Origin of the sequence: Lysinibacillus sp. FSL L8-0312, assembly GCF_038003285.1 — a bacterium.
In the GTDB taxonomy this organism is placed as follows: Bacteria; Bacillota; Bacilli; order Bacillales_A; family Planococcaceae; genus Lysinibacillus; species Lysinibacillus fusiformis_D.
Window position 1 is genome coordinate 1063194 of the sequence record NZ_JBBOOV010000001.1, and the last position, 22886, is coordinate 1086079.

Sequence of the window (22886 nt, forward strand, 5' to 3'; positions counted from 1 at the left end):
TACGAAAGCACCTATTAGTTGAGCAAGTAATCTATCTATAATCTTTAATGCCATCTTCAAAAGCCTGTCTATCTCCATTCTCAATTCCGTGCAATGCCTCTTGTAAAGCAAATGTACTTTTATAAAATTTAACCCGTTCAAATATTTCATCACCGTTAGGATATAGGTTAATACACATATCCAAAAAATCTTCGCCATAGCTAGAGAGTATTCCAGCAAAGTCATACGCTGGATCTCCTAAACCCGAACCACCAAAGTCTATTATCCCTGAAATCATACTTGTTTCTGGATTCCATAATATGTTAGATGCTCCAAAATCTCCGTGTATAAGTGTTATATCTAAATTTGAGAATACCTTCCCTTTTAGAAACGTTTCAAAAGATTGTGAAATTTCCTTTTGAGCGTCGCTTCTGATAAAAGGAAATACATTATTTTGAATCTTATCATACAGGCTATACATCTCTTCAAGTGGGTTACGAACCTTTAGTTTCAAATCTCGACTTGCTTTTTCCCCTGAAATAGAGTGGAGTTCTACAAGAAAAGAAACAAGTTGTTTGGCCAACCCCTTAACCAATTCAACACTATTAACACCTGTTAAGCTCTCCTTCCACAAAGGAACACCATCTATTAGGTTATAGCCGGTGAAGACTTTACCTGGTTTTAACTCTTCAAAAGACTGATAAATTGAATTCGGAATAGGGGTTGAGATGATACCTTTAATGTATTTTAAAATTTCCGTCTCTCTTCTTAATTGATTGATTCCATTTTTATATTTTGGAAATCTAAAAACCAAAGATTTGTTTACAATGAACACATCATTATTCTGTCCAATTTCATTAGGATAAAAGTCTTCAATGGAAAGGTCAGAATAAAGCGACTGAATGGTTTCAATAAAGTTATTATTCATTTAGTAATCCCCCTTTCGATCACTTTCTATTGTGTTGATCCCCAAATGCTTGTTGAACTAATTACCCGTTTGTTTAAGTACATGAAGCGTTCCTAAATGTAATTACCAATACTCATTGTTTTTATGATTTTTTAAATAAATATATTCTTCATTTTTACTTATCAATCACACAATTCCCCCCTATCAATCGATTTTTCATCATAATTTATATGGTTTATTTTACCATGTTTTTAATTTTTACACAAAGCCAATTTAGCATACATACTCAACAACAAGATCACCTCTAAGAAAAACTAACGAGATGATTTTATCAGCTTTATTTCGAAAGCCTTAATTAATTTTTTATATAATACTTATAATTCCTATCAGCATTAATATAATTATATAGAATCACTACCATAGACACAGGATGCTACAAATAACCTATTCTCTAATTTGTTATTTAGGAAAAAATACTTTTTAATCCAATCTTTACAAAACAATATATAGAAATATTATAAATGAATGGATATAATTTTTTTAGTAATCCTTTTACTATAAAGAATTACTAAAATTCATTTATTAGACGAGCTAAAATGTCTAATATTAACCACTCTATAAATAGTAGAGATTAATAAAGAGGTGTAGCAATTGGAAAATTACTCAATGAGAATAATACCAAGAATTTTTCTTCGCTATTATGAATTAATAGAAGATGAAATGATTTCTCAAGATGAAAAACAGCTAATTAAATTGGCTTTTACTTTATTAAATAAAAGAATAGAAAAAAATATTAGCCAAGATGAAATGGCTGAGAGAACTGGTCTATCCAAAAGTGTTATTTCGAGAATGGAAACCTTTAGCTCTATCCCATCCTCTTTAACCTTAACTAAATATGCAAGTGAATTAGGTATGGAATTAGTCCTTGTTGATAGAGAGCTTTATAAAATGTGGAATACAAAAAATAAATCGATAATGGAAAAGTGAGTTAATGTTAACCTTTTAAATAGTGAGCACTCCGCAAGTCCCTTACAGAAAGGTTGCAATTTTACTGATTACCATTATTCCTTATAAAATCAATACATCATTAAACATGCCCAGGTACTCATTTAAACTATCCTCAATTGCTAGACACTACCTAACAATTACGGTACGTTAACTGAATATCTGGGCTTTATAATTTATTCTGATGAACTTAATAAAATTGTGAGCACAGTACCCCACAAGAAAATCACACCATAATAAAGTCTTTGTAATAGACCTGCTGGCAATGGAAAGAAAAACAAAAGAATGATAAAGAAAAGAAGAGTTATAAGAACAATTAAATTTAAATAGGTCCACCTCTTACCTTTAGTCAATGATTTTGCATAAATCCACAGTCCAAACAAAACAGTAAACATACCTATTTGTGATAATATGGAATGCCAAAATAAATGAACATCTGCAGGTATAAAACCAGATACAATATTTCCTATAGCAAATATAAGAATAAATACTGTTCCTAATTTATTTATTCCATTTCTTTCCAGATACTGAGAAAGATACAACACTCCAACCGAAAATGTTAAACCGTTTACTATAAACAATACATTCATCCAAAAATGATAAGGTGAACAAATTTCATGAGGTGCAATTGAATATGTATACTTCCCACATGATGTTACTCCTAGATCACTCATAGCTTGTTGCATAAAATTATAGGGTACAAGTGCAGTCATAATAAAAATAGGCTCTATCACAAAATATAAAATGGTCACAACCCAACTTACTATTCCTATTTTTTTAGATATATGTAACAATATTTTTCCTCCTTTCTCTATTTATATATTTGATTTCAAAATAAATTACTTCGTTAAACGATAATGAGTTTTAATCCTGCAAAATCTCCATGGATCATTATTCCAAAAGCAAATCTTTCTATTCATTTCTCATATTTAGCTCCTCTAAATCTATATATTTTAAATAAAATTCAATAGACTTTTAACGGATTTTGGGTAAACCCCTTATTCATAGTTAGGAAAAGAAACTAGATGATGCTGTACTTTTTCGGAGGTGCTACTTCTTCAACAGCCCCTACTGCATTTGCTGCTCAATGTTACTGGGTAGGTAAAAGCATAGACATGTGATTACTTAATAATAAAATTATATTTTGCTTTATCTCCCTACGACAATATACTAATTGCTTTGCAAAATAAAAGGACATCCCTCTGTGTAAGGAATGTCTAAGTATGAATCGGCTACACTAAGTTGGACATAAAAAATAAGGGCTAGTACACTTAGACTACCAACTTAAAGGAGCGTGCTACTATGTCACGTCAACGTCGAACTTTTACATCTGAATTTAAATTGCAATTAGTAAAACTTTATGAAAATGGAAAATCCCGTGCAGATATTGCCAGAGAGTACGATATAACGCCTTCGGCTTTAGACCGTTGGATTAAAAACCATCAAGAAACCGGTTCATTCGCTGCCAAAGATAATCGCTCTGAAGAAGATAACGAACTAGCTCGATTACGCAAAGAAAACCAACGTTTACTGATGGAGAATGATATTTTAAAGCAAGCAGCGCTGATCATGGGACGAAAATAGATGTGATTCGAAATAACGCTCACAAATATTCAGTATCAGCAATGTGTGACGTCCTTGATATTCCGAAAAGTACGTATTACTATCATGCCGATGTTTGTGGCAAACGTGCGCTAAAAACTGAAGATAATGAGATTTCCAAAGAGATTGCTCGTATTTTCAAAGAAAGCCGTAATAATTATGGTACGCGTAAAATCAAGAAAGAACTAAGTAAATTACCAGAGCCAAAACACGTATCACGTCGTCGAATTGGTCGATTAATGAAAGGTCTTGGACTAGTATCAAACTATACAGTAGCACAGTATAAGGTGCATAACTCAACATGTAATGAAGCGCCGATAAAAAATGAATTACAGCGCCATTTTGAGCAAGAAGAGCCGTTGGCTGTCATCGTGAGTGATTTAACATATGTCCGTGTCGGAACAAAATGGCATTATGTATGCTTATTTGTCGACCTTTTCAATCGTGAAATCATTGGCCGTAGTGCTGGTGCAAATAAGACAGCAGAGCTGGTTTATCAAGCACTAGTAAGTATTAGAGGTAACTTGAACGACATACAAATGTTTCATACAGACCGAGGTAAAGAGTTTGATAATAAGCTCATTTCAAAAGCCCTAGAAACATTTGGAATCCAGCGATCCCTGAGCATGAAGGGATGCCCTTATGATAACGCCGTGGCTGAGGCGATGTTTAAGGTATTTAAAACCGAATTCGCTAACGGAGCACATTTCTCTACTCTTGAACAGCTCGCTCTTGAACTAGATGATTATGTTCATTGGTTCAATAACATTCGAATTCACGGGACACTAGGCTATTTAACTCCAGTGGAATTCAAGCAACAGACCTTATAATTTTTGTCCAGTTTAGTGTTGACATACCAGTATTTATCTATACAAATCCAACAGATTTAACAGATATCTTTCTAATTCATTGATTGCAAACAATACTTCCTTATGAAGTCTATCTTCAACTACGCTATTATCAGTAAAAACCTCTAAATATTTATTTACTTCTACAAAGAATTTTTCATATTTCTCTAAAAACTCATCAATTGTTTGATCACCAGGTGTTACAGATAAGTAGATAGTTTTGAATAGATTAAAGTCACTATATGCATTACTTAAAAAATAGATTGCCAGTGTTCTATCGCTATTAATATACAATTTTACAAAAGATAGGTTTTGTTTTATTTTATTCAATGCATTGATAAGATTTGTCGTCTGTTTAAGCATATTTGCCGTATTACTATACATCTCATACTCACCTCCATCATAAGCAGCAAATCGGTACATTTCAATATTTTTCCGTAATCCCAGAAACACAGCAACTCTGGGTCGGCCATGTTGTCATTTCTTCGCTGAAAGTTTACCTATGTAGACAATCGTCTGTCTTTCCCTACTATTAAAGTCATAAAAAATATCAAGGGAGGGAAATCTTTTCGCAAACTTTTAAAAATTTAATCCTCAAATATAGAATCAGCTCTGGTGACGATTTTATTTGTGACCTAACTTTATTTTATTAATTGTCTCATGATGATTTCTTCGCCGATTCGTCCTATTAGTCTCTCATTTGTATCTTCAAATCCTACTTTAAAATATAGTTTTTGTGCTGGTATATTATCTTTGTCTACAACTAAAACAATTTCATCGCAATTAGGGAATTCTGCTTTCACAAACTCAACTAGTAAGGTCATTCCCTGTTTTGCGTAACCTTTTCCTTGCTCTGTATGGTTAATTGATAATGCAGTTAATAACATTGCATTCAAATTAGTAGAGTATTTCTTTACTCTTTCATTTGTATTGAGAAGGAAGAAACCCACTGGTGTATTATCACTTAAAATGACAATACGATACTGTCCTTCATTAATTTCTCCAAATTTGCTTGGAAGGGCAGAAAATTGTTTTTGTTCTTCTGTAAGTACAAAAGAGTTCAATTCTTTCATATATTCACTTGAAAAATGCTTTAATTCAACCCTTTTCCATTTTTCCATAAGATCATTCTCCATTCATTTTTTCTATACTTTACCACTTAATTAGGTTTTGGTCATTTATTTATTTGAAATTTCAAAATATAATACCACATAAAAATTTTCTTATTTAACAGTGGATTGTTTCGCTTGCTGGATTCTGTGATGGGACACGTCTCAGAATATGATATTGCTTAATTTAGAGAAGGTTCAGTACTGGAGAAATGCGAGTACTGTAACACGTTTAAAGAAAACGGCATTGTACGAGATATGAGATATCTATTCAACCTGAAAAAAAGACGATTTTCCATTTTTATTTCATTAATTATTTATTTTATTCTTTTGTTAATTGTCCTGAATTCATAAACTTTTAAGAATTTGTGTGTTTCAACTTTAGAAGAAATAACGAAATTACATAAAAAGGGATTTTTGATTGAAGAGGAGTATTTAGCAGAGGTAAGATAGTTGATAAAAGATAGCTGCTTCACGATTTTAGTTTCGTTTATAAAAAAGACTGCTGACAAACATCAAATTTGAGTTTGTCAGCAGTCTGATACTACTCAATTAAGAGTGGTATGTTTCATTAAAAATTAAAGTTTTACGATGTTAGCAGCTTGTGGTCCGCGTTGACCTTCTTCTACTGTGAATTCAACTTTTTGACCTTCTTCAAGTGATTTGAAACCTTCACCTTGAATAGCTGAGAAGTGAGCGAATACGTCTTGTCCGCCTTCAACTTCGATGAAACCAAAACCTTTTTCTGCGTTAAACCATTTTACTGTACCTTGTGTCATGTAAATGACCTCCATTAATCAAATTAAATAAAATCACATTCATAAAAAAACACATATCACAAAAAGCATCTATCAAAACACGATTACTTTTTGTAATATGTGAATTCATTGCATCTTTTTTTTCGGATGATTCTATTGAATACAATATACCATGTAAAATCACCTTTGTCTAGTCCTAAACTGTTTAAATTTTGGAATATCCATTTTTTCTTGAGGTTAGGCATGAAAAGCAATGTTTTTTCCCCTTATCGGAACTTCACAGTATTATTGCGTTTTATAAACGAAAATCATCAGAAACATTTATTATCCAGCTGCTATCAGTGGAAGCCAGAAACGTTACTGCATCGGCAATATCCTCTATTCGCCCTATTCGATTGCAAATAGAAGATTAACTCCCGCTACAATGCTTTCTGAGCAACAGGCGATCATCAAGCATTCAAATCCGTTATTGCAGGAATAGTAATTTCCTTTACACATGAAACAGGTGATAAATGGATGACACATTGCACAATTGATACAATATCTTGTACAGGAATACGAGTCCCTTCATATAAATGAATTGCTTTCTCTGCCCCTTCTTCATAAGGTACTTCTGCTGCTAGCTCCCCTGGGTTAATACATGTGACAGAAATTTTATCTTTTCTTAAATGTTCACGAAGGGCATTTGTAATGCCACGTAAGCCGAATTTAGATGTAACAAATGAAACTTGTGCATTGTTCGTGTGATCTAAGCCTGCTGTTGAGCCAATTAAAATCACTTTTCCATTTTCCGCTTGTCTTAAATTTGGTAAAAGCGCTTGGATATATGTAATTGTAGAAGTTAAATTTATATTGATTATGTTTGAAATATCTACGACTTCATCCAAATCAAATGTATAGTCATCCTCGAATCCACGCTTTTCCCATACGCCAACATTGTAAATTAATACATCGAAAGGAATGTCTTTTACCTTCTCTTTTAAAGTTGGAATTGATTGCTGATTGGACAAATCAATAGCGAGCCAATGACGATTGACACCATCGTTGAGATTTAAGCTTTTAGGTCGAGAACGTGACACGATCCATACAGAGTCTCCCATGACGGGTAAACCTTTGACAAATGCATCACCCAGTCCTTGACTCGCTCCAAATATAATGAAATTCTTACTCATTCCACCATCTCCTTACCAGTTATTGCTATTCATTATAATAATTACAGAGTTATACAGCAATGAAAGTGGTTTATTGCTATGACAAACGTAATTTGACTTCTGCCTTTTTTGCTCTTATATTAACGACGCCACACTAGGGGATTAAAATCAGCACCCTAAGCCTGTAAAGCTGATGCAAAATCTTAAGAAATCTTCATAAATATTCTCAATAATTATTAATAATTCCCATTTACAATAAGGAAAGTCGACAATATTACATCAAGGAAAGCTAAATCATCAGTTAGGAGCGTTTTAAATTGGGCGTAACAGAAATTATCAATAACATTCAATCTTTAATGCTGCCAGTAATGATTATTATTGGTGTTGAGTTTTTACTCATTGCATTCTATTATTTCTTTTATAATAAAAAGGAACCATCCGTTCGGAAACGAAACCACGTAAAAAAACTTATGCTTGGAGCACTCTTCATCGGCTATATTGTTTTTGTTTGTGAGTTAACAATTATTGGCCGAGGCTCTTCTCATTTTCTGCAGATGAATCTCCAACCATTTAGTGGTTATATCGATGCATGGAAAAAATATTCGTTACGAGATCTTCAAAATTGTATTTTTAATATTTTAATGTTTGTACCATTAGGCGTTTTCTTGCCCCTGCTTTTCCCTAAATTTAAACTATTCAAGTGGCTTTTTCTCGTAGTCGTCAGTGCTACATTATCCATTGAAACATATCAAACACTTACAGGAGCGGGAATTTTCGAGCTTGATGACTTAATCAACAACTCAATTGGTGGGATTATCGGATACCAGTTATATAGACTTGTGGCTTCCATTGTTCAGCATAAAAAAGTAAAAATAAAAAGTCTAATTGGCAATCTGGCCATCCCACTCATAATGGGTTTGATTTTTGTTGGGATGATGATTGTCTACAACCAACAAGAGTTTGGTCATCTTGCAATAAATGCCTATACAAAATCGAATATGTCAGGTGTTGATGTCTCCACTTCATTGGACTTAAGTGCAGCACCCACAGTTGCCCCCGTGTATAAGAAAATAATGAAGAATGACGAAGTTGAAACCTTGCTGCAAAAAAAACTAGGTTTATCCGTAACGAGTACAACGGAAAATAGAGGGGATCGCGAAATTTTATTGGCAGACAATGCAGGTAATCCTTATACATTATTTATCAGTTCACAGGGCAATTGGTCATTAACAGAGAATCTGTATACACCTGACCAAACTACAGCAGCAGGACAAGATTCTGTTAACAAGGCGAAGGCAATAATGGACGAACTTGCTCTCCTCCCTCAAGAGGCAGAGTTTACTGTATGGGAGAATGGTGAATTAGAATGGACACTTCCAGATTGCGCTAATATCAACAAAGATTATTGGCTTGGGGAAGTAAGTCTTGGGCTGAAACCAGATGGCGATGTATATTCCTTATCATCTAATCTACGTAACCATCAATTTATAACGGAAGTAAACATTTTGTCCCCTACAGAAGTGTATGAACGTATTAAGAATGGCGAATTTCCACAAATAAAATATAATGCACTCGTAACAGACGAAGAACTTACAATAAAAAAAGGCGATCAACTGTCTATAGAATTAATAGAGCTTACGCATATGTATGATACAAAAGGTTTCTATCAGCCTGTTTACAATGTTTCCGGAACATTGAATGGCAAAAGCTGGTTCACCTTGATTCAGGCAAGAAAATAGCTTTTTATATTCTCCAAACATGAGAAAAGCCCAGGCTCGAATATGAGTAACTGGGCTTTAGGTGTTCGTCCAATTACTGAATTAAGTGTCGAATATACTACCTTTAGTAAATAAAAAGGAGGGTAGTTAATGTCTTATAAACATATAAATATGGGCTGTTGTCAAAAAGAAACAAACTCTTTCCCCAAAATTATTGCTATTCCTGGTCCTGTTCCCACACCCAATATTGGTGTCTTAAGTTATGGATCCATAAGAGGTGACTCCTTAGAAATTATATCCCCTATTGCGGCACCTATTCCATTTCAGCAAGTGGGCCCTTTATCTAATGTCACAGTAAGTCCATCTGGAAATGAATTAGTAGTGCAAAGCAATGGCGTCTATCAAATTGCCATATCGATAAATGCTCAAGCGACAGTAGAACCAGATCCATTACAATCCTATTTTACAGTTAGTATTACCGTCAACGGACAACCTATTTTTCTAGAAGGTCCCGCTATTTTTAATGTGTTAAATAGAAGCAGTTCTACCTATGTTGTTCAAGCTTCATTATCCGCAGGCGATCTAGTGGGAGTAAGTGCCTCATCGGCCAATCCAATCGCTAACTACGCGAATCGTTCCTTGTCCATTATTCAATTGAGTTAGTTGGAGCGTTCATAATATCTATTGAATTTTTCAAATAGCCATAACTGAACTGGGTTACAACAGCTGCGATACCATAGGAATTTAGCTCTCATATCTACCTTTTTAGAGATGGGAGCTATTTTTAGGGAGGCTTAACTTTTTATACTTTGAGTTTTATGTATACTGTGTTTATAGTGTATAGTTAAAAAATTTGTACTAGGTGTGGGTCTTTCTGAAAAATGCTGCAAAAAGTTCAGGAAAAACGAATGATCCTCTGCGATAATGTGTCGTGAAGTTACCGAAAATATCATCTTACACTGTCCATGCATTCCACTGCTTACTTCAGACAGTATTAATAATCAGTTTCATGGAAGAACCAGAGGACATACTAATATATTCTTGCAATGTAGGATAAACTAATGGAGACCCATGTTTTTAATCATATTAGTAGAGAATAAATAAGTAAACGATGTGTGTTAATGCGACTTACATTAACACATTCTCTTTTATTGTACCGCGCTATAAGTTATTTACTCCGTTCGTGAGGATTCACTCCTCTCCGCGAGTATTTCACCCCTCTTCGCGAGTATTTCACCCCTCTTCGCGAGTATTTCACCCCTCTTCGCGAGTATTTCACCCCTCTTCGCGAGTATTTCACTCCTCTTCGCGAGTATTTCACTCCTCTCCGCGAGTATTTCACTCCTCTCCGCGAGTATTTCACTTCTCTCCGCGAGTATTTCACTTCTCTCCGCGAGTATTTCACTTCTCTTCGCGAATATTCATATCCGTCATAGCCTATTCTCTATTCAACATTCATACTTATAAATCCTTATATTTTTGTCAAAACTATTTGATAACTAACCAAATATAAAAGTAGGGACATGATGACAAAAAAACATATCGTATTTCTCCTATTCATTTTAACGTCTGCCTTTTTTATGACCGGTTGTTGGGATGTGACGGAGCCTCAAAGAATGTATTATGTCAATGCCGTTGGGGTAGATTATGAGGATAATCAGTACAAGGTTTATTTACAAATTATTAATTTTGCTGATGTAGCGAAATCCGATCAGCCTAGTGGCAATGTTGCACCTGCTGAAGTAGGCTTTGCTGAAGGTAAAACCGTGGAAGAAGCAATTTATAAATTGTATCGTTCCTCTGACCAGGAGATTTTTTGGGGGCATATGAGGTATTTGCTCTTTACAGAACGAGCCATGGAAAATGAACGAAGTATCCCTGTGATTGATACGTTCATTCGTTTTCGAGAGACTCGTTATCATATTTGGGTCTACAGTACAACGGACCCTATTAAAGATGTCATGCTTATCACACCGATTTTAAGAAATTCTCTGACTTCTTCAAAATTAAGTAATCCTGTCAATACAACGCAACAAGAATCCTTTATTGAGCCTCAAAACTTAAGAAATTTAATTATTGGTTTAAATGAACCGAGCCATGAGGTCAGTATCCCCTACGTGTCCATCATGAAAGATTGGGAAACGATGGATGAAGAAGTTGAAGAAACAACGTTCTCAGGTGTAGGAATTCTCTCAAAGGATGGCTTTAAAGGCTTTATTAAGAATTCTGCAGCAAAAGGCAATCAATGGATGCATAATGAAACTAGTCGCGGAGAGGTCACCTTTAAATTAGAAGGTGGCGAAAGAGATTATCTAACCGCTGATTTAGATAAATTAGATGTCAAAGTGAAGCCTGTCATTAAGAATAATCAAGTGACATTTGATATTACGATTCATTTGCGTGCTACCTTGAATGGATTTAAAGGAAAAATAAACTCTGATGAGGTGAGAGCCAATATTATAAAAGAAGTAAAAAAACAAATATTGACAACCTATGAGGAAGGTTTAAAGTTGGACGTTGATATTTATCGTTTTTCAGAGTATCTCTATCGCTCCAACGTCAAGACGTGGAAAAAGTTAGAGAAAGATGGAAAAATCCCTTTAACAAAGGATTCCATTGGGGACATAACGATCCAAGTAACAAAAATAAACCCGGGTCGTAAAACGTATGAAGAAACCATTGAAGAATAAGACCCCTATACTTGTCAATCAAAACATAGCTGCCAGCAGACAATATATATGATAGAAAGCTGTATAGCCTGTTTTAGAATGATCGGAGGCATCATATTTTCTGACGGATTGATTTGTTGTCTGTATGCTACTACAAATTAAAAATATCAGCTAATATGAATAGTTGACCGCTAAAACAAAAAACCAGGTGCTCATCTTTGAGGAGCATCTGGTTTTATTGTGAAAGTGAATCTTACTAATTTGCTTAGTTTTGATTCGTTATAATACTACGATAAGTTGGAGCACTGAACAAGTTAAAATATTTTCCAATAAACTTTTAAGGGGATTTAATGGTTTTTCGAGAAAATAAATTGCCCTTTCAAATTTTATAGTGTTCATTCTATAAAATACTTTGCAGAGCAAGTAAACAAAAGGACCAGTCACTCTCCATGAATGCTGGTCCTCTCATATTGTTGAAAAAGATGATATTTCACTAAAATTCTATTGCTTGTTTTGTTTTTCAACACTATGAAAATCTCCTTGATCACTATAAAAACATACAAAAAGGACTAGGTCCCTACATCCTCATGTGGGTCCTAGCCTTTTTAGTGAAAGTGAATCTTACTAATTTTTGCTTAGCTTTTGATTCAATTAAGAATACGTCTAAATTCCATAAAGGTTTCATTTTTTCGTTAAAAATAGATAATGCTACACAAAAAGACCAGGAAAACACGAAAAATGTGCTCCTGGTCCCTTTGTGAAAAGTGAATGTTACTAGTTTGCTTTAGTTTTTGTATTCTACTAATGAGTTAGACGAGTGATGTTTTAAAAAAGTTACATCTATTTTAAAAAGTTTTTATTCCACCAATTTTACAGCAAAATCAAACATGCCCTCCGCACCATCTATCGTAATAATGGACATAGAACACATTCCTTCTGACATAGGTATAGCTTCTTCCAGTATTGCGGTGTGTATTTTTCTAGCAGTTAATGTCCCTCGAGCCCATCTCATGCCATCTGAGTCAATCATTTTCCAACTAAATTGTTGTGTGCCTTTATTTTTCACACTGTATTGAATGCCTAGCTTGTCTGGTGAATGGTTACTATAAAAGGTGTCATGAAACTCACCATTTCCAGTTGTTCCATCACATAATTTATAGAAAGCCTATGGTACACTGCTACTTCCTTTTTTTGGGGTTGAACAGCATTTTTCATAATTCTCAATTTTCTCTCTATTTCCCAGGCAATTAACTACTTCAATATAGAGAATCAGTATACTATAGTAGTGTAAAGCTAATTAGCCTTACACCTCCAAGACTTGTTACTAGGGTCACTGTTCATGCAGTGACCCGCTCATGATTGAAACCCCTAAAGGATTTCCATCTTTTGTTTTTCCCTCCCTCCTAGAGCATTGACTTTCACATCAGGGTCCACTAAAAATTGATAGGTCTCTTCGATTTTATGCAACATGAAATTAAAATATTTACCGACCCCAAAATGTATCTCTGGAAAACGTAATGGCTGGTGTTCCTTCGCTTTTACTAAACAAATGACGGTATTTTTCATGATAGCTGCCCCGTCTTCTATTATATAGAAGCTTAAATGACAATATGTCTTCATACCATTTTGCCGATATTTAGGGTTCTTTTATTAGGATAAAAATGATTTCTACACCTATTTCTACTTCCTTGATTGACATTTCCTCCATTTCCCCGCTTTTATACATACAGGTTCCCTTTCCATACTTTACTTTCCTCCAAAAAGAATCTCGTCGATATCGATTATTTTGCATGGCTTTTGCTTATCCTTAATAGTATCGGAAATGACTTAGCCCTTTTCCTAGAGGAGGTGCCCATCATCAAACACACACTATTTTTCATCCTACTGCTTAGCGTGATTCTTTTGCTAGGTGGCTGTTGGAATAAACGAGAGTTAAATGAATTAGCCATTGTTACGGCTGTTGGGGTCGATAAATCAGACGAGCTTGTTGAAATCTCCGTTCAAATCGTTAACCCTAGTCAAGTAGCCTCGAACAAAGCAACCAGCTTTCAAGTTCCTGTTTTCACCTATCACGCAAAGGGAAAATCCTTATTTGATGCCATTCGAAAATTAACAACGCTAACGCCAAGGAAGCCTTATTATGCACATGCTCAGATCATTATTATTGGAGAGGAAATGGCTAAAGAAGGAATGAATAGCATTTTGGATTTATTTCAAAGAGATGCTGAGGGTCGGAGCGAATTTAACATTATCGTTACCCAAGAATCGACTGCACAAGAAATTTTAAGTGTTTTAACACCGCTAGAGGATGTTCCTGCCAGTAAAATGTTTAAATCCTTAAAGGTTTCAGAAGCTGCATGGGGAACGACAGAATCTGTAATTTTAGATGATTTAGTCCAATCTTTAGGTGGTATTGATCATAGTGCCGTATTACCTTCTATTCAAATACTCGGAGATGCGGATATTGGAAAATCTATTAGCAATATAGAAAAAATTGAGAGCCCTGTACAATTACAATATGGTGGAATGGCCGTTTTTAAAAATTATAAGCTAATTGGCTTTTTAACCGAACAAGAAAGCAGAGATTATAATTTTTTAAACAATCATATAAAAAGTACGTTTGAAAATATTGCCTGCCCAGAGCAAGGAAAAATATCGACAGAAATTATCAACTCTTCAACAAAAGTGACGGGCCATTTTCAAAATGACAGCCCTTCCATTACGATTCAACTTGATATTGACCAAAACATAGCTGAGGTAGGTTGTCATCTGGATTTAACGAAACCTGAAACTATCGATACATTAAATAAAGAGACGAGTAGACAAATTAAAGAGAGCTTAGAACGCACGCTTCATACGATCCAAAAAACCTATCAAGCCGACATTTTAAAATTTAGTGAAGTGCTACACCGAGAGGACTACCATGCATGGAATCGAATAAAAAAAGACTGGCCAACCCTTTATCCCGAGCTAACTGTTCGTATTAAGGTCGATGTTCATACAAAAGGAATCGGGACTGCTACAAAATTAAAACTAAATTAAGCAACCAAAAATGACCAGACTCTTTTTCAGAGTGCTGGTCATTTCCATTAACAGCCGCTTCAAATGTAATGAGTGACGTTTCTTGATTAGGTTGTTTTAAGATACGTGTAATTCGCTGAACATATTATGCCAAAGAAAAATGGGAACATAGAGCTAACTATCATTATCTTGTAAATTTGAATTGAACGTTTAATTCAATATTTCTATTGATTTCATGTTGATGACCATTTAATGTACAAATTAGCACAAATTATCAAAAAATACTTTCGCTGAAACAGTACTATTAAGTCGAGAAAGGATGATGGTATGGATTATTTTGAAAGAATACAAAACGCCATAGAGTTTATTGAGGACAATCTACAGGAAAAGTTAACGATCACAGCTATTTCTTCCCAATCTTACTTTTCTGCATTTCATTTCCAACGACTTTTTCAAGCTATTACAGGATTTTCGGTACAGCAGTATATTCGCAACAGAAGGCTTTCTGAAGCGGCCTCTCTATTAGTAACTACTCCCAAGAACATACTGGAAATTGCGATCAACTTTCAATATGGTTCTCAAGAGGCGTTTACACGAGCATTCGTTCAATATTTTGGCGTCACACCTGCTAAGTACCGAAAAGAAGCCAACTCCATACCACTTCTAACCAAAATGAACTTTTTGGATTATAAACTGGAAGGAGAACTCCCTATGCAGCGACCAGAAATACTTCAATTACCTAAAAAATGTATCACTGGCTATGAATACAAAACGTCCTTACAAAACGATCAGTATTATGCAGACATCCCAAGCTTTTATTTAGATTTTGGCCAACAGCAGTATTATGAGCGAATCTCACATAAGGTAGCCCCTAATATGGCATATGGCATTTCTACAGGTTTTCAAGAGGATGGTCAATTTTCCTTTATTGTAGGAGAGGAAGTTCATTGCTTTGAGGAGCAATTAGAGAAAGGCTTCGTTCACCTTGAAATTCCTGCTGGTAAATATGCGGAATTCACATTGAATAGCACTGCGGAAGGAATTCAAAATACAAGACGTTACATTTACGGAGTATGGCTACCAAACTCTAATTATGAGCGAGATGCAGGCCCTGATTTTGAAATAACCGATGTCATGCAATCTATCTATCCACATGATATGAAGATGACAATATACATTCCCATTAAAGAATAAAAAGGAGCAACATCAATGATTATTGAAAAAGTATTTAAACAATTCCCAATCTTACATTCAACAACTTTGGAATTAAAAAAAATAGAAGAATCCCATTTACAAGAATTATTTGCCATTTATGATAATGACAAAGTATTTGAGTACTGCGGAATCATCCCAAAACACAACTTACAAACTGTTCAAAAAATGATTGCTCATTTTGAACGAGATTATTCGAAGAAAAGCAGAATTAAATGGGGTATTTTCGAAAAATCACAAAGTGAAAAACTAGTAGGTATTATCGAAGCAATGGACTTTAATCAAAAAGTAGATATGGTAACAATTGGTTACTATTTAGCTGAGACATCTTGGGGCAAAGGCATCGCTACAGAGGCAGTCGAAATCATTGTGAAATTTTTATTAGAGGATGTAAATGTTAATCGAATTCAAGCTGAGGTCATGCCGTTAAATGAGCCTTCGAAAAAAGTCCTGCTAAAAAATGGCTTTTTAAAAGAGGGTCTATTGAGACAAGCTTCATTATGGTCTGGTAAAGGAGTTGTCGATTTAGAAATATATAGTTTATTGCAAGGCGATTGCAAACATGATCTGCAAAGCTAGACTCTACTTGTGAGTCTAGTCTTTTCTTTTATTCTACAAACAATTGGACATTTTACCATCTCCCAAATGCTCTTTGACATAGATTAGAAATAGGTGCCTCGTGCTAGCAAGACATTCAAACCATAAAGGAGCGTTTAAGGAATGGATGAAAACAGATCTTTAACACGAATGAATTGGGAGTTTAATAATTATCATAAGTTTGCTAAATGCTATTGTGCCTCAAAGAATTTTTGCTCAGGTTACTATTCTGACATCGATCATCATGTGGATGAGGAAGAGTCATATACAATCAAATACTATAATAGCCCCCAATATGAAAAAACATATAAGAAGAAGGAGCAAGCCAAAAAGCAGTGTGACAGTTGTATTTGCCATCATTTAGAATATTTTAAACTTGGAACTTTAGTCGATGTATACCTCTCGAACGGCTGTCAATTTTTAAGTATTTACTTTATCTATCTTGATTCGCAAAGTTGCTGTGGGTATTTCCTTCAAATAGATGATCAAGCCGTTCCTGTGATGATTGACTGTCGACAAATTGATGCGATACGCAAAGCTTGTTCTGCAAGCTAATACTTTGGCTCTTCCCTTTTGGGAGTAGCCTTTTTTATGGTTAAAGAAAGGAAAAAGGCTGGTTATTTGCTATAAAAGCATCACCAGCCAAAAATAACTATCCTTCGTTTATCCATGCAATTAATTGTTCATCAAAATATTCAGGTTCTTCCAGCATAGGATTATGACCACTTTTTTCAAAAATAACTTTCTTTACATGAGGAGTACACTCCATTGCATCCCATAATGATACAGGCGCAACTAAATAATCATACCTACCTAGACCGACAAAAATCGGCATGTTTAAGTGATATATTTGCTGTAAAAGGTTCTGCTCAGCAAAAGCTACACCCCAAAGATAATCAATGATTTCCATATTCGGATACACGCCATCCCATGTAGAGGTAGCGTTGAATGTGTAATCATAAAAGCTATGTGCACCCATCCGAATACACATATGAACAAAACGTCGTTCAGGTTCTCTCTTTAGATCCTGTTCCAATAAAGCAATATCCTGCTGAAATTGATGTTTACGCTTCGCACTTGCATATGCCTCAAAATAAGACAAACTTTGTTGCTGTCTCTTTTGGCTATTCGTTGTTGCTGTATTTAATAGGATCATTTTTTGAACATGCTGAGGGTAGGCTTTGGCATACGCCACCGCCATAAATGCATGCCCCGAATGCCCTGCAATAATTAAGTCATCTAGCTTTAGGATTTGTCTTGCATGCTCTATATCCTCCACTATTTTATCCAATGTATAATCAGCTTGTTTAAATGCACGAGTTGGCTTGCCAAATCCTCGATGATCTAAAAAAATAAGCTGAAAATGTTGGGAAAAGTTTTCAGAGAACAAACGCGGATAATAAACACTGCTACCCACCACCAAAATCGGCTGACCTTGCCCTTTTATACAATAATTTAATTCAAATCCATCACAAATTATTTTTTGATAAGTCATCATCTTAATCCTCTTTTCTTGTTTTGTTTAATCACTTCCTTTCCTCTTGATGTTCCCGTGTCTTTTCCATTGAACGCTCTAGCATTCTATCACCTCATGAATGTTACTATGACATAAACAATACCATTCCTACAGGTTTCTAGCAATTCGAGATCATGTATAATAAACAAAAGGATCAGCATTCCTTAGTAGGCACTCCAGCTAGCCAAGAAGATCAGCAGCAACCTCATGTACAATTTCATGCTGATTATGTAACATTCATTGAAATATTTGGGGGTGCCTATGCTGGAATAGCAGTTCATGCTTTTTCTAATGGCTCTAGTATTGGAAACGAAACCTTTGTCGATTTAACTAACCCTGGATTTTCGTCACCAATACAAAGATGTTCTATCTCCAAACATTCTAGACACTAGCTATGTCTTTTCAATGGATGGTGAGGGCAATCCCATTTTTATCGATTCATCAGGTAAGGTTTTCATTTGTTATCATGATTCGGGAGAAATGAGGCTATTAGTAGATTCATTCGAATTGTTGATTGAAGATTATTTTCGCGAATGGTAATTTATTATAAAATATAACGAGAGGGTTAATAATATGGATAAACAAATAGCACATCTTATCACATTGAGAAAAAACGGACAGCTTGAGGAAGCAAATCAATTGATGGTGGGACTAGTCAAGGAACATCCTGAAAATGCTTACTATCAATTTCAATGTGCCTGGACCTTTGATTCTTTAGGAAAAGAAAAGGAGGCAGTCCCCCATTATGAAAAAGCGATTAAATTAGGACTGGAACCAGATGTTTTAATAGATGCTTATCTTGGTTTAGGTAGCACTTATCGGACATTAGGGCAATATGAGCAAGCCGAACAAATCTTTATACAAGCCATTCACGAATTCCCTGAAGCCGAGCATGTCAAGGTCTTCTATGCCATGACACTTTACAATCTTGGCAACCATGTAAAATCGATGGAGACATTACTTCAGACATTATTACGTACAACCAATCATCAGGGCATTCAAGATTATAAAAAAGCTATTCACTATTACAGCGATAAACTTGATCAAATATGGTCGTAAAAAAACAGGCTCCTATTTAGGGCCTGTTTTAGCATTATTTTGCGACATTCATATTTTTTATTTTTGAAAAAAGGGCCATAAATAAGAATGTCAGTATGCCACTAAAGAAAAATAGATAGCTTAATGGAATGAAAAAGAAATTCTTCTCCACGATCGTTCCATCCGCTAATATTTCATCACCAATAATCCCCTTTATAAATAAACATAAAACCCCAAGTACCATTGGAATTGTAGCTAGTAAATATTTTTTCATTGTTGCTTCCTCCATCTATTTGTTTAAATTTGTATTTGATCAATTATCAAACACCTATTCACTATTGTTATAATAGCTTTATACACATTCTAAGTCAACAATTATTTATCGATAAACAATAAAATATTGTTGTTTTATATAAAATCCTTTTTTTCGCAAAAAGAAGGCATATGTGATAAAATAAGAACATACATTCCATCTCTCTTAATTTTTTTTACGTGTGTTGTTTTGGCTATTAAGAAGGGCTGGTGCGAGTAGCTATAAATAATTATATTTTATAATGTCGGATAATCTGTTATGAAGGCAATAAAAAACAGTTACTTAGTAAAAAGCAACCGTTTTTTAGAATTTATATCGATTTAGAAGCCTGTTGTATGAGTGCAGCGACCATTTTATCCAACTGAGCAAAGCGGTCGTCCTGTGTTTGCCCCTTAGCATAACGATAATAAATTTGCTGACAAATAACGGCTAATTTAAAATAAGCAAATGTACAGTAATAATGAATAGTCGAAATATCTCGCCCACTTTTCTCCGCATATCGTTCAATAAACTGTTGTCGCGTATAAAAGCCTGGTAAAATGGTTACTGGTGGTTCTCCCAGTGCATATAACAACATTTTCGGGTCATCCGCATGCATCCAGTAGCTCATTGCTACACCAACATCGGCTAATGGGTCCCCTACCGTCGTCATTTCCCAATCAAAAAGGCCAATCATTTCGGCATAGTCCTCAGAAAACATCGCATTATTCAATTTATAGTCATAATGAATAATGGTTGCCTCATTATTGGAAGGAATATGATTTTTTAACCACTCTGTCAAAATAGCTACTTCCGCATGCTCTGCTGTTTTGGCCTTTTCATAGCGCTCTATCCAGCCATGAACTTGTCGTTCCATAAATCCATCAGGCTTCACCATATCCTTTAACGCTGTGTCCTCGTAGGGAATGGCATGAAGCGCCACTAAAGAGTCTACCATCATTTCGGACAACTGACGGGCTAGCTCCTCTGTTGGCTCTGTCCCATTTGGAAAATGCGTATCGAGGACAATACCTTTTTTGCGCTCCATTAAAAAGAAGTCGCTGCCAATAACATCTCGATCCTCTACATAGACATATGGCTTTGGAACCGCTGTTAAAAACGGATGCAATGCTGATAAAATTGTAAATTCACGCTTCATATCATGTGCTTTCTTGGCTACTGGTCCAAGCGGTGGACGACGAAGAACGACTTCGAAATCAGCTATTTTTAAACAATACGTTAAATTGGAATGCCCTGCACTAAATTGCGAAATTTCAAGTTCACCCTGTGGTAGCTCAGGAAAATAGCTTGCCAAAAAGGCATGTAATTTGTCCACATCTAAACGCTCACTTGCCCTTACTTGCATCGTATCCATTTTATTCCCTCCCTAAATGATAGAGCTCATGCCCCCATCTACAACAATGACATCACCTGTTACATAGTCTGAAGCTGGTGCTGCTAAAAATAACGCCACACCTTTCAAATCATTTTCTGAGCCTAAACGTTTTAACGGTGTAACGTCCATCAAATAGTCCTGTCCTCGTTCAATTAAAACATTGGACATTTTCGTTGGGAAAAATCCAGGTGCTATCGCATTGACATTGACACCATGTGGTCCCCATTTAACAGCTAAATCCTTCGTTAAGGTTATAACGGCCCCTTTACTCGCATTATAGGCAATGGTATCCATAAAGGCGGGAAGTGTGCCCCCCAGTCCTGCGATGGAAGCAATATTAATAATTTTGCCGCTTTTCTGCTCCAGCATAATTTTGCCCACTGCTTGGCTCATCAAAAAGGTCCCGTTGACATTGACATCAAATACTTTTTGCCAGGCTTCGTAGGGCATATCAATGGCAGGTGTCCCCCATGAAGCACCACTATTATTGACTAAAATATCTATTTTACCGAATGTAGTAATCGTTTTAGCCACCACATTAGCAATATCCTCTGGTTTTGTGACATCACAGGCTAGTGCTAATGTTTGAACACCTAACTTTTCAAGTGCTATGGCAATCTCCTCACACGCTTCCACTTTTCGTGAGCATAAGACGACATTGGCTCCAGCCTCTGCAAAACCTTGAGCAATTTGCGCTCCGAGTCCGCGTCCCCCACCTGTCACTATCGCTGTTTTACCTTTTAAGCTAAATAACTCTAGGACCGTCATTTCATCAGCTCCTCTTGTTTTTTCGCGTGCTTTTTCAATTCTAATTTAGCAATGGTATTACGATGTACTTCATCAGGACCATCTGCTAAACGTAATGTTCGTGAGTTTGCCCATTGTGCAGCAAGCGTCGTATCTGGCCCAACACCAGCCGCACCAAATGCTTGGATGGCTCGGTCAATAACCCTTAGTGCCATATTTGGTGCCACTACCTTAATCATAGCAATTTCAGCTTTAGCCTCTTTATTGCCTACTGTATCCATCATATAGGCTGCTTTCAATGTTAAAAGTCTTGCTTGCTCAATATCCATACGAGATTCAGCAATACGCTCACGCATTACTCCTTGATCTGCCAACGGTCGATGAAACGCCTGTCGCTCCTGAACACGCACACACATTTCCTCCAATGCGCGCTCCGCAGCACCGATGAGACGCATGCAGTGATGAATTCTTCCCGGTCCTAGTCGACCTTGAGCAATGGCAAAGCCTTTTCCTTCTCCCCATAAAATATTGTCCACTGGTACGCGTACATTGGTAAAGGTAACTTCACCATGACCCTCTGGTGCATGATCGTAGCCAAAAGCAGTCAGCATACGCTCTACTTTTACCCCTGGTGTATCCATCGGTACGAGAATCATAGACTGTTGCTCATGGATAGGGGCATTTGTATCCTTATGTTTCCCCATAAAAATGGCCACTTTACAGCGAGGATCCCCAGCACCTGTCGTCCACCATTTATGGCCATTTAAAATGTATTCATCGCCATCTCGCTCAATGCTCGCCTCTATATTGGTAGCATCACTAGATGCAACAGCGGGCTCCGTCATCGCAAAGCATGACCGTATTTCTCCTCGTAACAATGGTTCAAGCCATTGCTTTTTTTGTTGTGCTGAGCCATAACGTACAAGCACTTCCATATTTCCAGTATCTGGTGCATTACAATTAAACACTTCTGGTGCCAGTAGTGAACGTCCCATAATTTCACATAAAGGGGCGTATTCTAAATTGCTTAATCCTGCCCCATATTCACTATCTGGCAAAAATAAATTCCACAATCCCGCCTGTTGTGCCTTCTGTTTCAATTCCTCCATAATGGGTGGAATCGCTCCCCAACGATCCTCCATAGCCTCTACCTGCACTGCATAAACAGCCTCATTTGGATAAATGTATTGCTCCATAAAATTCGTTAGCTTGTCCTGTAACTTCACAACTTTTTCACTATAAGAAAAATTCATTGGAAGATACCCCCTTTGCTTGAACTTTAAAAATGAATGAAAATTCATTTTCATCGTGTTGAAAAACA

The 22886-nt window shown here is 35.8% G+C and carries 24 protein-coding genes and 1 pseudogene; 11 read left to right on the forward strand and 14 right to left on the reverse strand.

The window, feature by feature from the left end:
• Window positions 1–31 precede the first annotated feature (31 nt).
• Window positions 32–907: a phosphotransferase family protein gene (locus tag MHI22_RS05590; protein ID WP_340811319.1), complete on the reverse strand. Its 876-nt coding sequence runs from the start codon at window positions 905–907 to the stop codon at window positions 32–34.
• A gap of 630 nt (window positions 908–1537) precedes the next feature.
• Here MHI22_RS05590 and MHI22_RS05595 point away from each other — a divergent pair.
• Complete coding sequence (locus tag MHI22_RS05595; RefSeq protein ID WP_036117079.1) at window positions 1538–1873, forward strand: helix-turn-helix domain-containing protein; 336 nt, start codon at window positions 1538–1540, stop codon at window positions 1871–1873.
• Between the two features lie 194 nt (window positions 1874–2067).
• On the opposite strand, the gene MHI22_RS05600 is transcribed toward MHI22_RS05595, so the two are convergent.
• Window positions 2068–2688: a DUF998 domain-containing protein gene (locus MHI22_RS05600; RefSeq protein WP_340812702.1), complete on the reverse strand. Its 621-nt coding sequence runs from the start codon at window positions 2686–2688 to the stop codon at window positions 2068–2070.
• 505 nt (window positions 2689–3193) lie between these two features.
• Between MHI22_RS05600 and MHI22_RS05605 the strand changes: the two genes are divergently transcribed.
• Window positions 3194–4323, forward strand: a protein-coding gene (locus tag MHI22_RS05605) for an IS3 family transposase (protein ID WP_340811031.1) whose coding sequence is annotated in 2 segments (ribosomal slippage) — window positions 3194–3440 and window positions 3440–4323 — 1131 coding nt in all. Because the reading frame shifts where the segments join, the coding sequence is not laid out codon by codon here.
• A 33-nt stretch (window positions 4324–4356) separates the two neighbouring features.
• Here MHI22_RS05605 and MHI22_RS05610 read toward each other — a convergent pair.
• The 5 genes and pseudogenes from MHI22_RS05610 to MHI22_RS05630 all read right to left on the reverse strand — a co-directional run bounded on the left by MHI22_RS05610 (window position 4357) and on the right by MHI22_RS05630 (window position 7380).
• The gene (locus MHI22_RS05610; protein ID WP_257982904.1) at window positions 4357–4764 is read right to left on the reverse strand and encodes a hypothetical protein; all 408 of its coding nucleotides are present in this window, start codon (window positions 4762–4764) and stop codon (window positions 4357–4359) included.
• A 218-nt stretch (window positions 4765–4982) separates the two neighbouring features.
• A complete protein-coding gene (locus tag MHI22_RS05615) occupies window positions 4983–5462 on the reverse strand; it encodes a GNAT family N-acetyltransferase (protein ID WP_340809112.1) in 480 nt (159 codons plus the stop codon).
• A gap of 566 nt (window positions 5463–6028) precedes the next feature.
• A complete protein-coding gene (locus MHI22_RS05620) occupies window positions 6029–6229 on the reverse strand; it encodes a cold-shock protein (protein ID WP_004225195.1) in 201 nt (66 codons plus the stop codon).
• A gap of 274 nt (window positions 6230–6503) precedes the next feature.
• Window positions 6504–6617, reverse strand: a pseudogene (locus MHI22_RS05625) (short-chain dehydrogenase); the annotation flags it as partial.
• Window positions 6618–6657: 40 nt separating this feature from the next.
• Complete coding sequence (locus MHI22_RS05630) at window positions 6658–7380, reverse strand: SDR family NAD(P)-dependent oxidoreductase (protein ID WP_101966723.1); 723 nt, start codon at window positions 7378–7380, stop codon at window positions 6658–6660.
• 296 nt (window positions 7381–7676) lie between these two features.
• Here MHI22_RS05630 and MHI22_RS05635 point away from each other — a divergent pair, with 296 nt between their 5' ends.
• The 3 genes from MHI22_RS05635 (at window position 7677) to MHI22_RS05645 (ending at window position 11767) form a co-directional block, all read left to right on the forward strand.
• Window positions 7677–9098 carry a VanZ family protein gene (locus MHI22_RS05635; protein WP_340811322.1) on the forward strand — a complete coding sequence of 474 codons (1422 nt, stop codon included), beginning with the start codon at window positions 7677–7679 and terminating at the stop codon, window positions 9096–9098.
• Between the two features lie 129 nt (window positions 9099–9227).
• Window positions 9228–9740: a hypothetical protein gene (locus MHI22_RS05640; protein ID WP_340811324.1), complete on the forward strand. Its 513-nt coding sequence runs from the start codon at window positions 9228–9230 to the stop codon at window positions 9738–9740.
• 863 nt (window positions 9741–10603) lie between these two features.
• On the forward strand, window positions 10604–11767 hold the full coding sequence (locus MHI22_RS05645) for a Ger(x)C family spore germination protein (protein WP_036117094.1): 1164 nt from the start codon (window positions 10604–10606) through the stop codon (window positions 11765–11767).
• A gap of 835 nt (window positions 11768–12602) precedes the next feature.
• Here the strand turns inward: MHI22_RS05645 and MHI22_RS05650 are convergent.
• Window positions 12603–12812 (reverse strand): hypothetical protein, encoded by a 210-nt coding sequence (locus MHI22_RS05650; RefSeq protein ID WP_036117096.1) that lies wholly within the window; start codon window positions 12810–12812, stop codon window positions 12603–12605.
• 302 nt (window positions 12813–13114) lie between these two features.
• A complete protein-coding gene (locus tag MHI22_RS05655; RefSeq protein WP_340811326.1) occupies window positions 13115–13366 on the reverse strand; it encodes a hypothetical protein in 252 nt (83 codons plus the stop codon).
• 228 nt (window positions 13367–13594) lie between these two features.
• On the opposite strand from MHI22_RS05655, the gene MHI22_RS05660 reads away from it, so the two are divergent.
• The 4 genes from MHI22_RS05660 to MHI22_RS05675 all read left to right on the forward strand — a co-directional run bounded on the left by MHI22_RS05660 (window position 13595) and on the right by MHI22_RS05675 (window position 17131).
• Complete coding sequence (locus MHI22_RS05660) at window positions 13595–14788, forward strand: Ger(x)C family spore germination protein (protein ID WP_340811328.1); 1194 nt, start codon at window positions 13595–13597, stop codon at window positions 14786–14788.
• A gap of 306 nt (window positions 14789–15094) precedes the next feature.
• Complete coding sequence (locus MHI22_RS05665; protein WP_036117097.1) at window positions 15095–15961, forward strand: AraC family transcriptional regulator; 867 nt, start codon at window positions 15095–15097, stop codon at window positions 15959–15961.
• A gap of 15 nt (window positions 15962–15976) precedes the next feature.
• Window positions 15977–16558, forward strand: coding sequence for a GNAT family N-acetyltransferase (locus MHI22_RS05670; protein WP_036117099.1), 582 nt, complete (start codon window positions 15977–15979; stop codon window positions 16556–16558).
• 141 nt (window positions 16559–16699) lie between these two features.
• Complete coding sequence (locus tag MHI22_RS05675) at window positions 16700–17131, forward strand: hypothetical protein (RefSeq protein ID WP_036117101.1); 432 nt, start codon at window positions 16700–16702, stop codon at window positions 17129–17131.
• A gap of 97 nt (window positions 17132–17228) precedes the next feature.
• On the opposite strand, the gene MHI22_RS05680 is transcribed toward MHI22_RS05675, so the two are convergent.
• Complete coding sequence (locus MHI22_RS05680) at window positions 17229–18074, reverse strand: alpha/beta fold hydrolase (RefSeq protein WP_340811331.1); 846 nt, start codon at window positions 18072–18074, stop codon at window positions 17229–17231.
• 152 nt (window positions 18075–18226) lie between these two features.
• Here MHI22_RS05680 and MHI22_RS05685 point away from each other — a divergent pair, with 152 nt between their 5' ends.
• Together MHI22_RS05685 and MHI22_RS05690 are read left to right on the forward strand one after the other, a co-directional pair.
• The gene (locus MHI22_RS05685; protein WP_340809117.1) at window positions 18227–18484 is read left to right on the forward strand and encodes a hypothetical protein; all 258 of its coding nucleotides are present in this window, start codon (window positions 18227–18229) and stop codon (window positions 18482–18484) included.
• A gap of 181 nt (window positions 18485–18665) precedes the next feature.
• A complete protein-coding gene (locus tag MHI22_RS05690) occupies window positions 18666–19151 on the forward strand; it encodes a tetratricopeptide repeat protein (RefSeq protein ID WP_058843653.1) in 486 nt (161 codons plus the stop codon).
• Between the two features lie 34 nt (window positions 19152–19185).
• Here the strand turns inward: MHI22_RS05690 and MHI22_RS05695 are convergent, their stop codons facing one another.
• The 4 genes from MHI22_RS05695 to MHI22_RS05710 form a co-directional block, all read right to left on the reverse strand.
• Entirely contained in the window at window positions 19186–19404 is a 219-nt protein-coding gene (locus tag MHI22_RS05695; RefSeq protein ID WP_036117114.1) for a DUF3955 domain-containing protein, read from the reverse strand.
• Window positions 19405–19753: 349 nt separating this feature from the next.
• Window positions 19754–20797, reverse strand: a complete 1044-nt coding sequence (locus MHI22_RS05700; RefSeq protein ID WP_340811333.1) for a phosphotransferase family protein — start codon at window positions 20795–20797, stop codon at window positions 19754–19756.
• A 12-nt stretch (window positions 20798–20809) separates the two neighbouring features.
• Window positions 20810–21586 carry an SDR family oxidoreductase gene (locus tag MHI22_RS05705; RefSeq protein ID WP_036117118.1) on the reverse strand — a complete coding sequence of 259 codons (777 nt, stop codon included), beginning with the start codon at window positions 21584–21586 and terminating at the stop codon, window positions 20810–20812.
• Complete coding sequence (locus tag MHI22_RS05710; RefSeq protein WP_340811335.1) at window positions 21583–22818, reverse strand: acyl-CoA dehydrogenase family protein; 1236 nt, start codon at window positions 22816–22818, stop codon at window positions 21583–21585. The genes MHI22_RS05705 and MHI22_RS05710 overlap by 4 nt, the downstream gene beginning before the upstream one ends.
• Window positions 22819–22886: the final 68 nt, after the last annotated feature.

Coding starts and splice junctions, on each gene's coding strand:
- MHI22_RS05655 (WP_340811326.1), bottom strand. CDS start 13,366: ATGAAGACATATTGTCATTTAAGCTTCTATATAATAGAAGACGGGGCA.
- MHI22_RS05700 (WP_340811333.1), bottom strand. CDS start 20,797: ATGGATACGATGCAAGTAAGGGCAAGTGAGCGTTTAGATGTGGACAAA.
- MHI22_RS05670 (WP_036117099.1), top strand. CDS start 15,977: ATGATTATTGAAAAAGTATTTAAACAATTCCCAATCTTACATTCAACA.
- MHI22_RS05590 (WP_340811319.1), bottom strand. CDS start 907: ATGAATAATAACTTTATTGAAACCATTCAGTCGCTTTATTCTGACCTT.
- MHI22_RS05665 (WP_036117097.1), top strand. CDS start 15,095: ATGGATTATTTTGAAAGAATACAAAACGCCATAGAGTTTATTGAGGAC.
- MHI22_RS05615 (WP_340809112.1), bottom strand. CDS start 5,462: ATGGAAAAATGGAAAAGGGTTGAATTAAAGCATTTTTCAAGTGAATAT.
- MHI22_RS05645 (WP_036117094.1), top strand. CDS start 10,604: ATGACAAAAAAACATATCGTATTTCTCCTATTCATTTTAACGTCTGCC.
- MHI22_RS05675 (WP_036117101.1), top strand. CDS start 16,700: ATGGATGAAAACAGATCTTTAACACGAATGAATTGGGAGTTTAATAAT.
- MHI22_RS05680 (WP_340811331.1), bottom strand. CDS start 18,074: ATGATGACTTATCAAAAAATAATTTGTGATGGATTTGAATTAAATTAT.
- MHI22_RS05685 (WP_340809117.1), top strand. CDS start 18,227: ATGTATAATAAACAAAAGGATCAGCATTCCTTAGTAGGCACTCCAGCT.
- MHI22_RS05705 (WP_036117118.1), bottom strand. CDS start 21,586: ATGACGGTCCTAGAGTTATTTAGCTTAAAAGGTAAAACAGCGATAGTG.
- MHI22_RS05695 (WP_036117114.1), bottom strand. CDS start 19,404: ATGAAAAAATATTTACTAGCTACAATTCCAATGGTACTTGGGGTTTTA.
- MHI22_RS05690 (WP_058843653.1), top strand. CDS start 18,666: ATGGATAAACAAATAGCACATCTTATCACATTGAGAAAAAACGGACAG.
- MHI22_RS05640 (WP_340811324.1), top strand. CDS start 9,228: ATGTCTTATAAACATATAAATATGGGCTGTTGTCAAAAAGAAACAAAC.
- MHI22_RS05710 (WP_340811335.1), bottom strand. CDS start 22,818: ATGAATTTTTCTTATAGTGAAAAAGTTGTGAAGTTACAGGACAAGCTA.
- MHI22_RS05630 (WP_101966723.1), bottom strand. CDS start 7,380: ATGAGTAAGAATTTCATTATATTTGGAGCGAGTCAAGGACTGGGTGAT.
- MHI22_RS05620 (WP_004225195.1), bottom strand. CDS start 6,229: ATGACACAAGGTACAGTAAAATGGTTTAACGCAGAAAAAGGTTTTGGT.
- MHI22_RS05610 (WP_257982904.1), bottom strand. CDS start 4,764: ATGTACCGATTTGCTGCTTATGATGGAGGTGAGTATGAGATGTATAGT.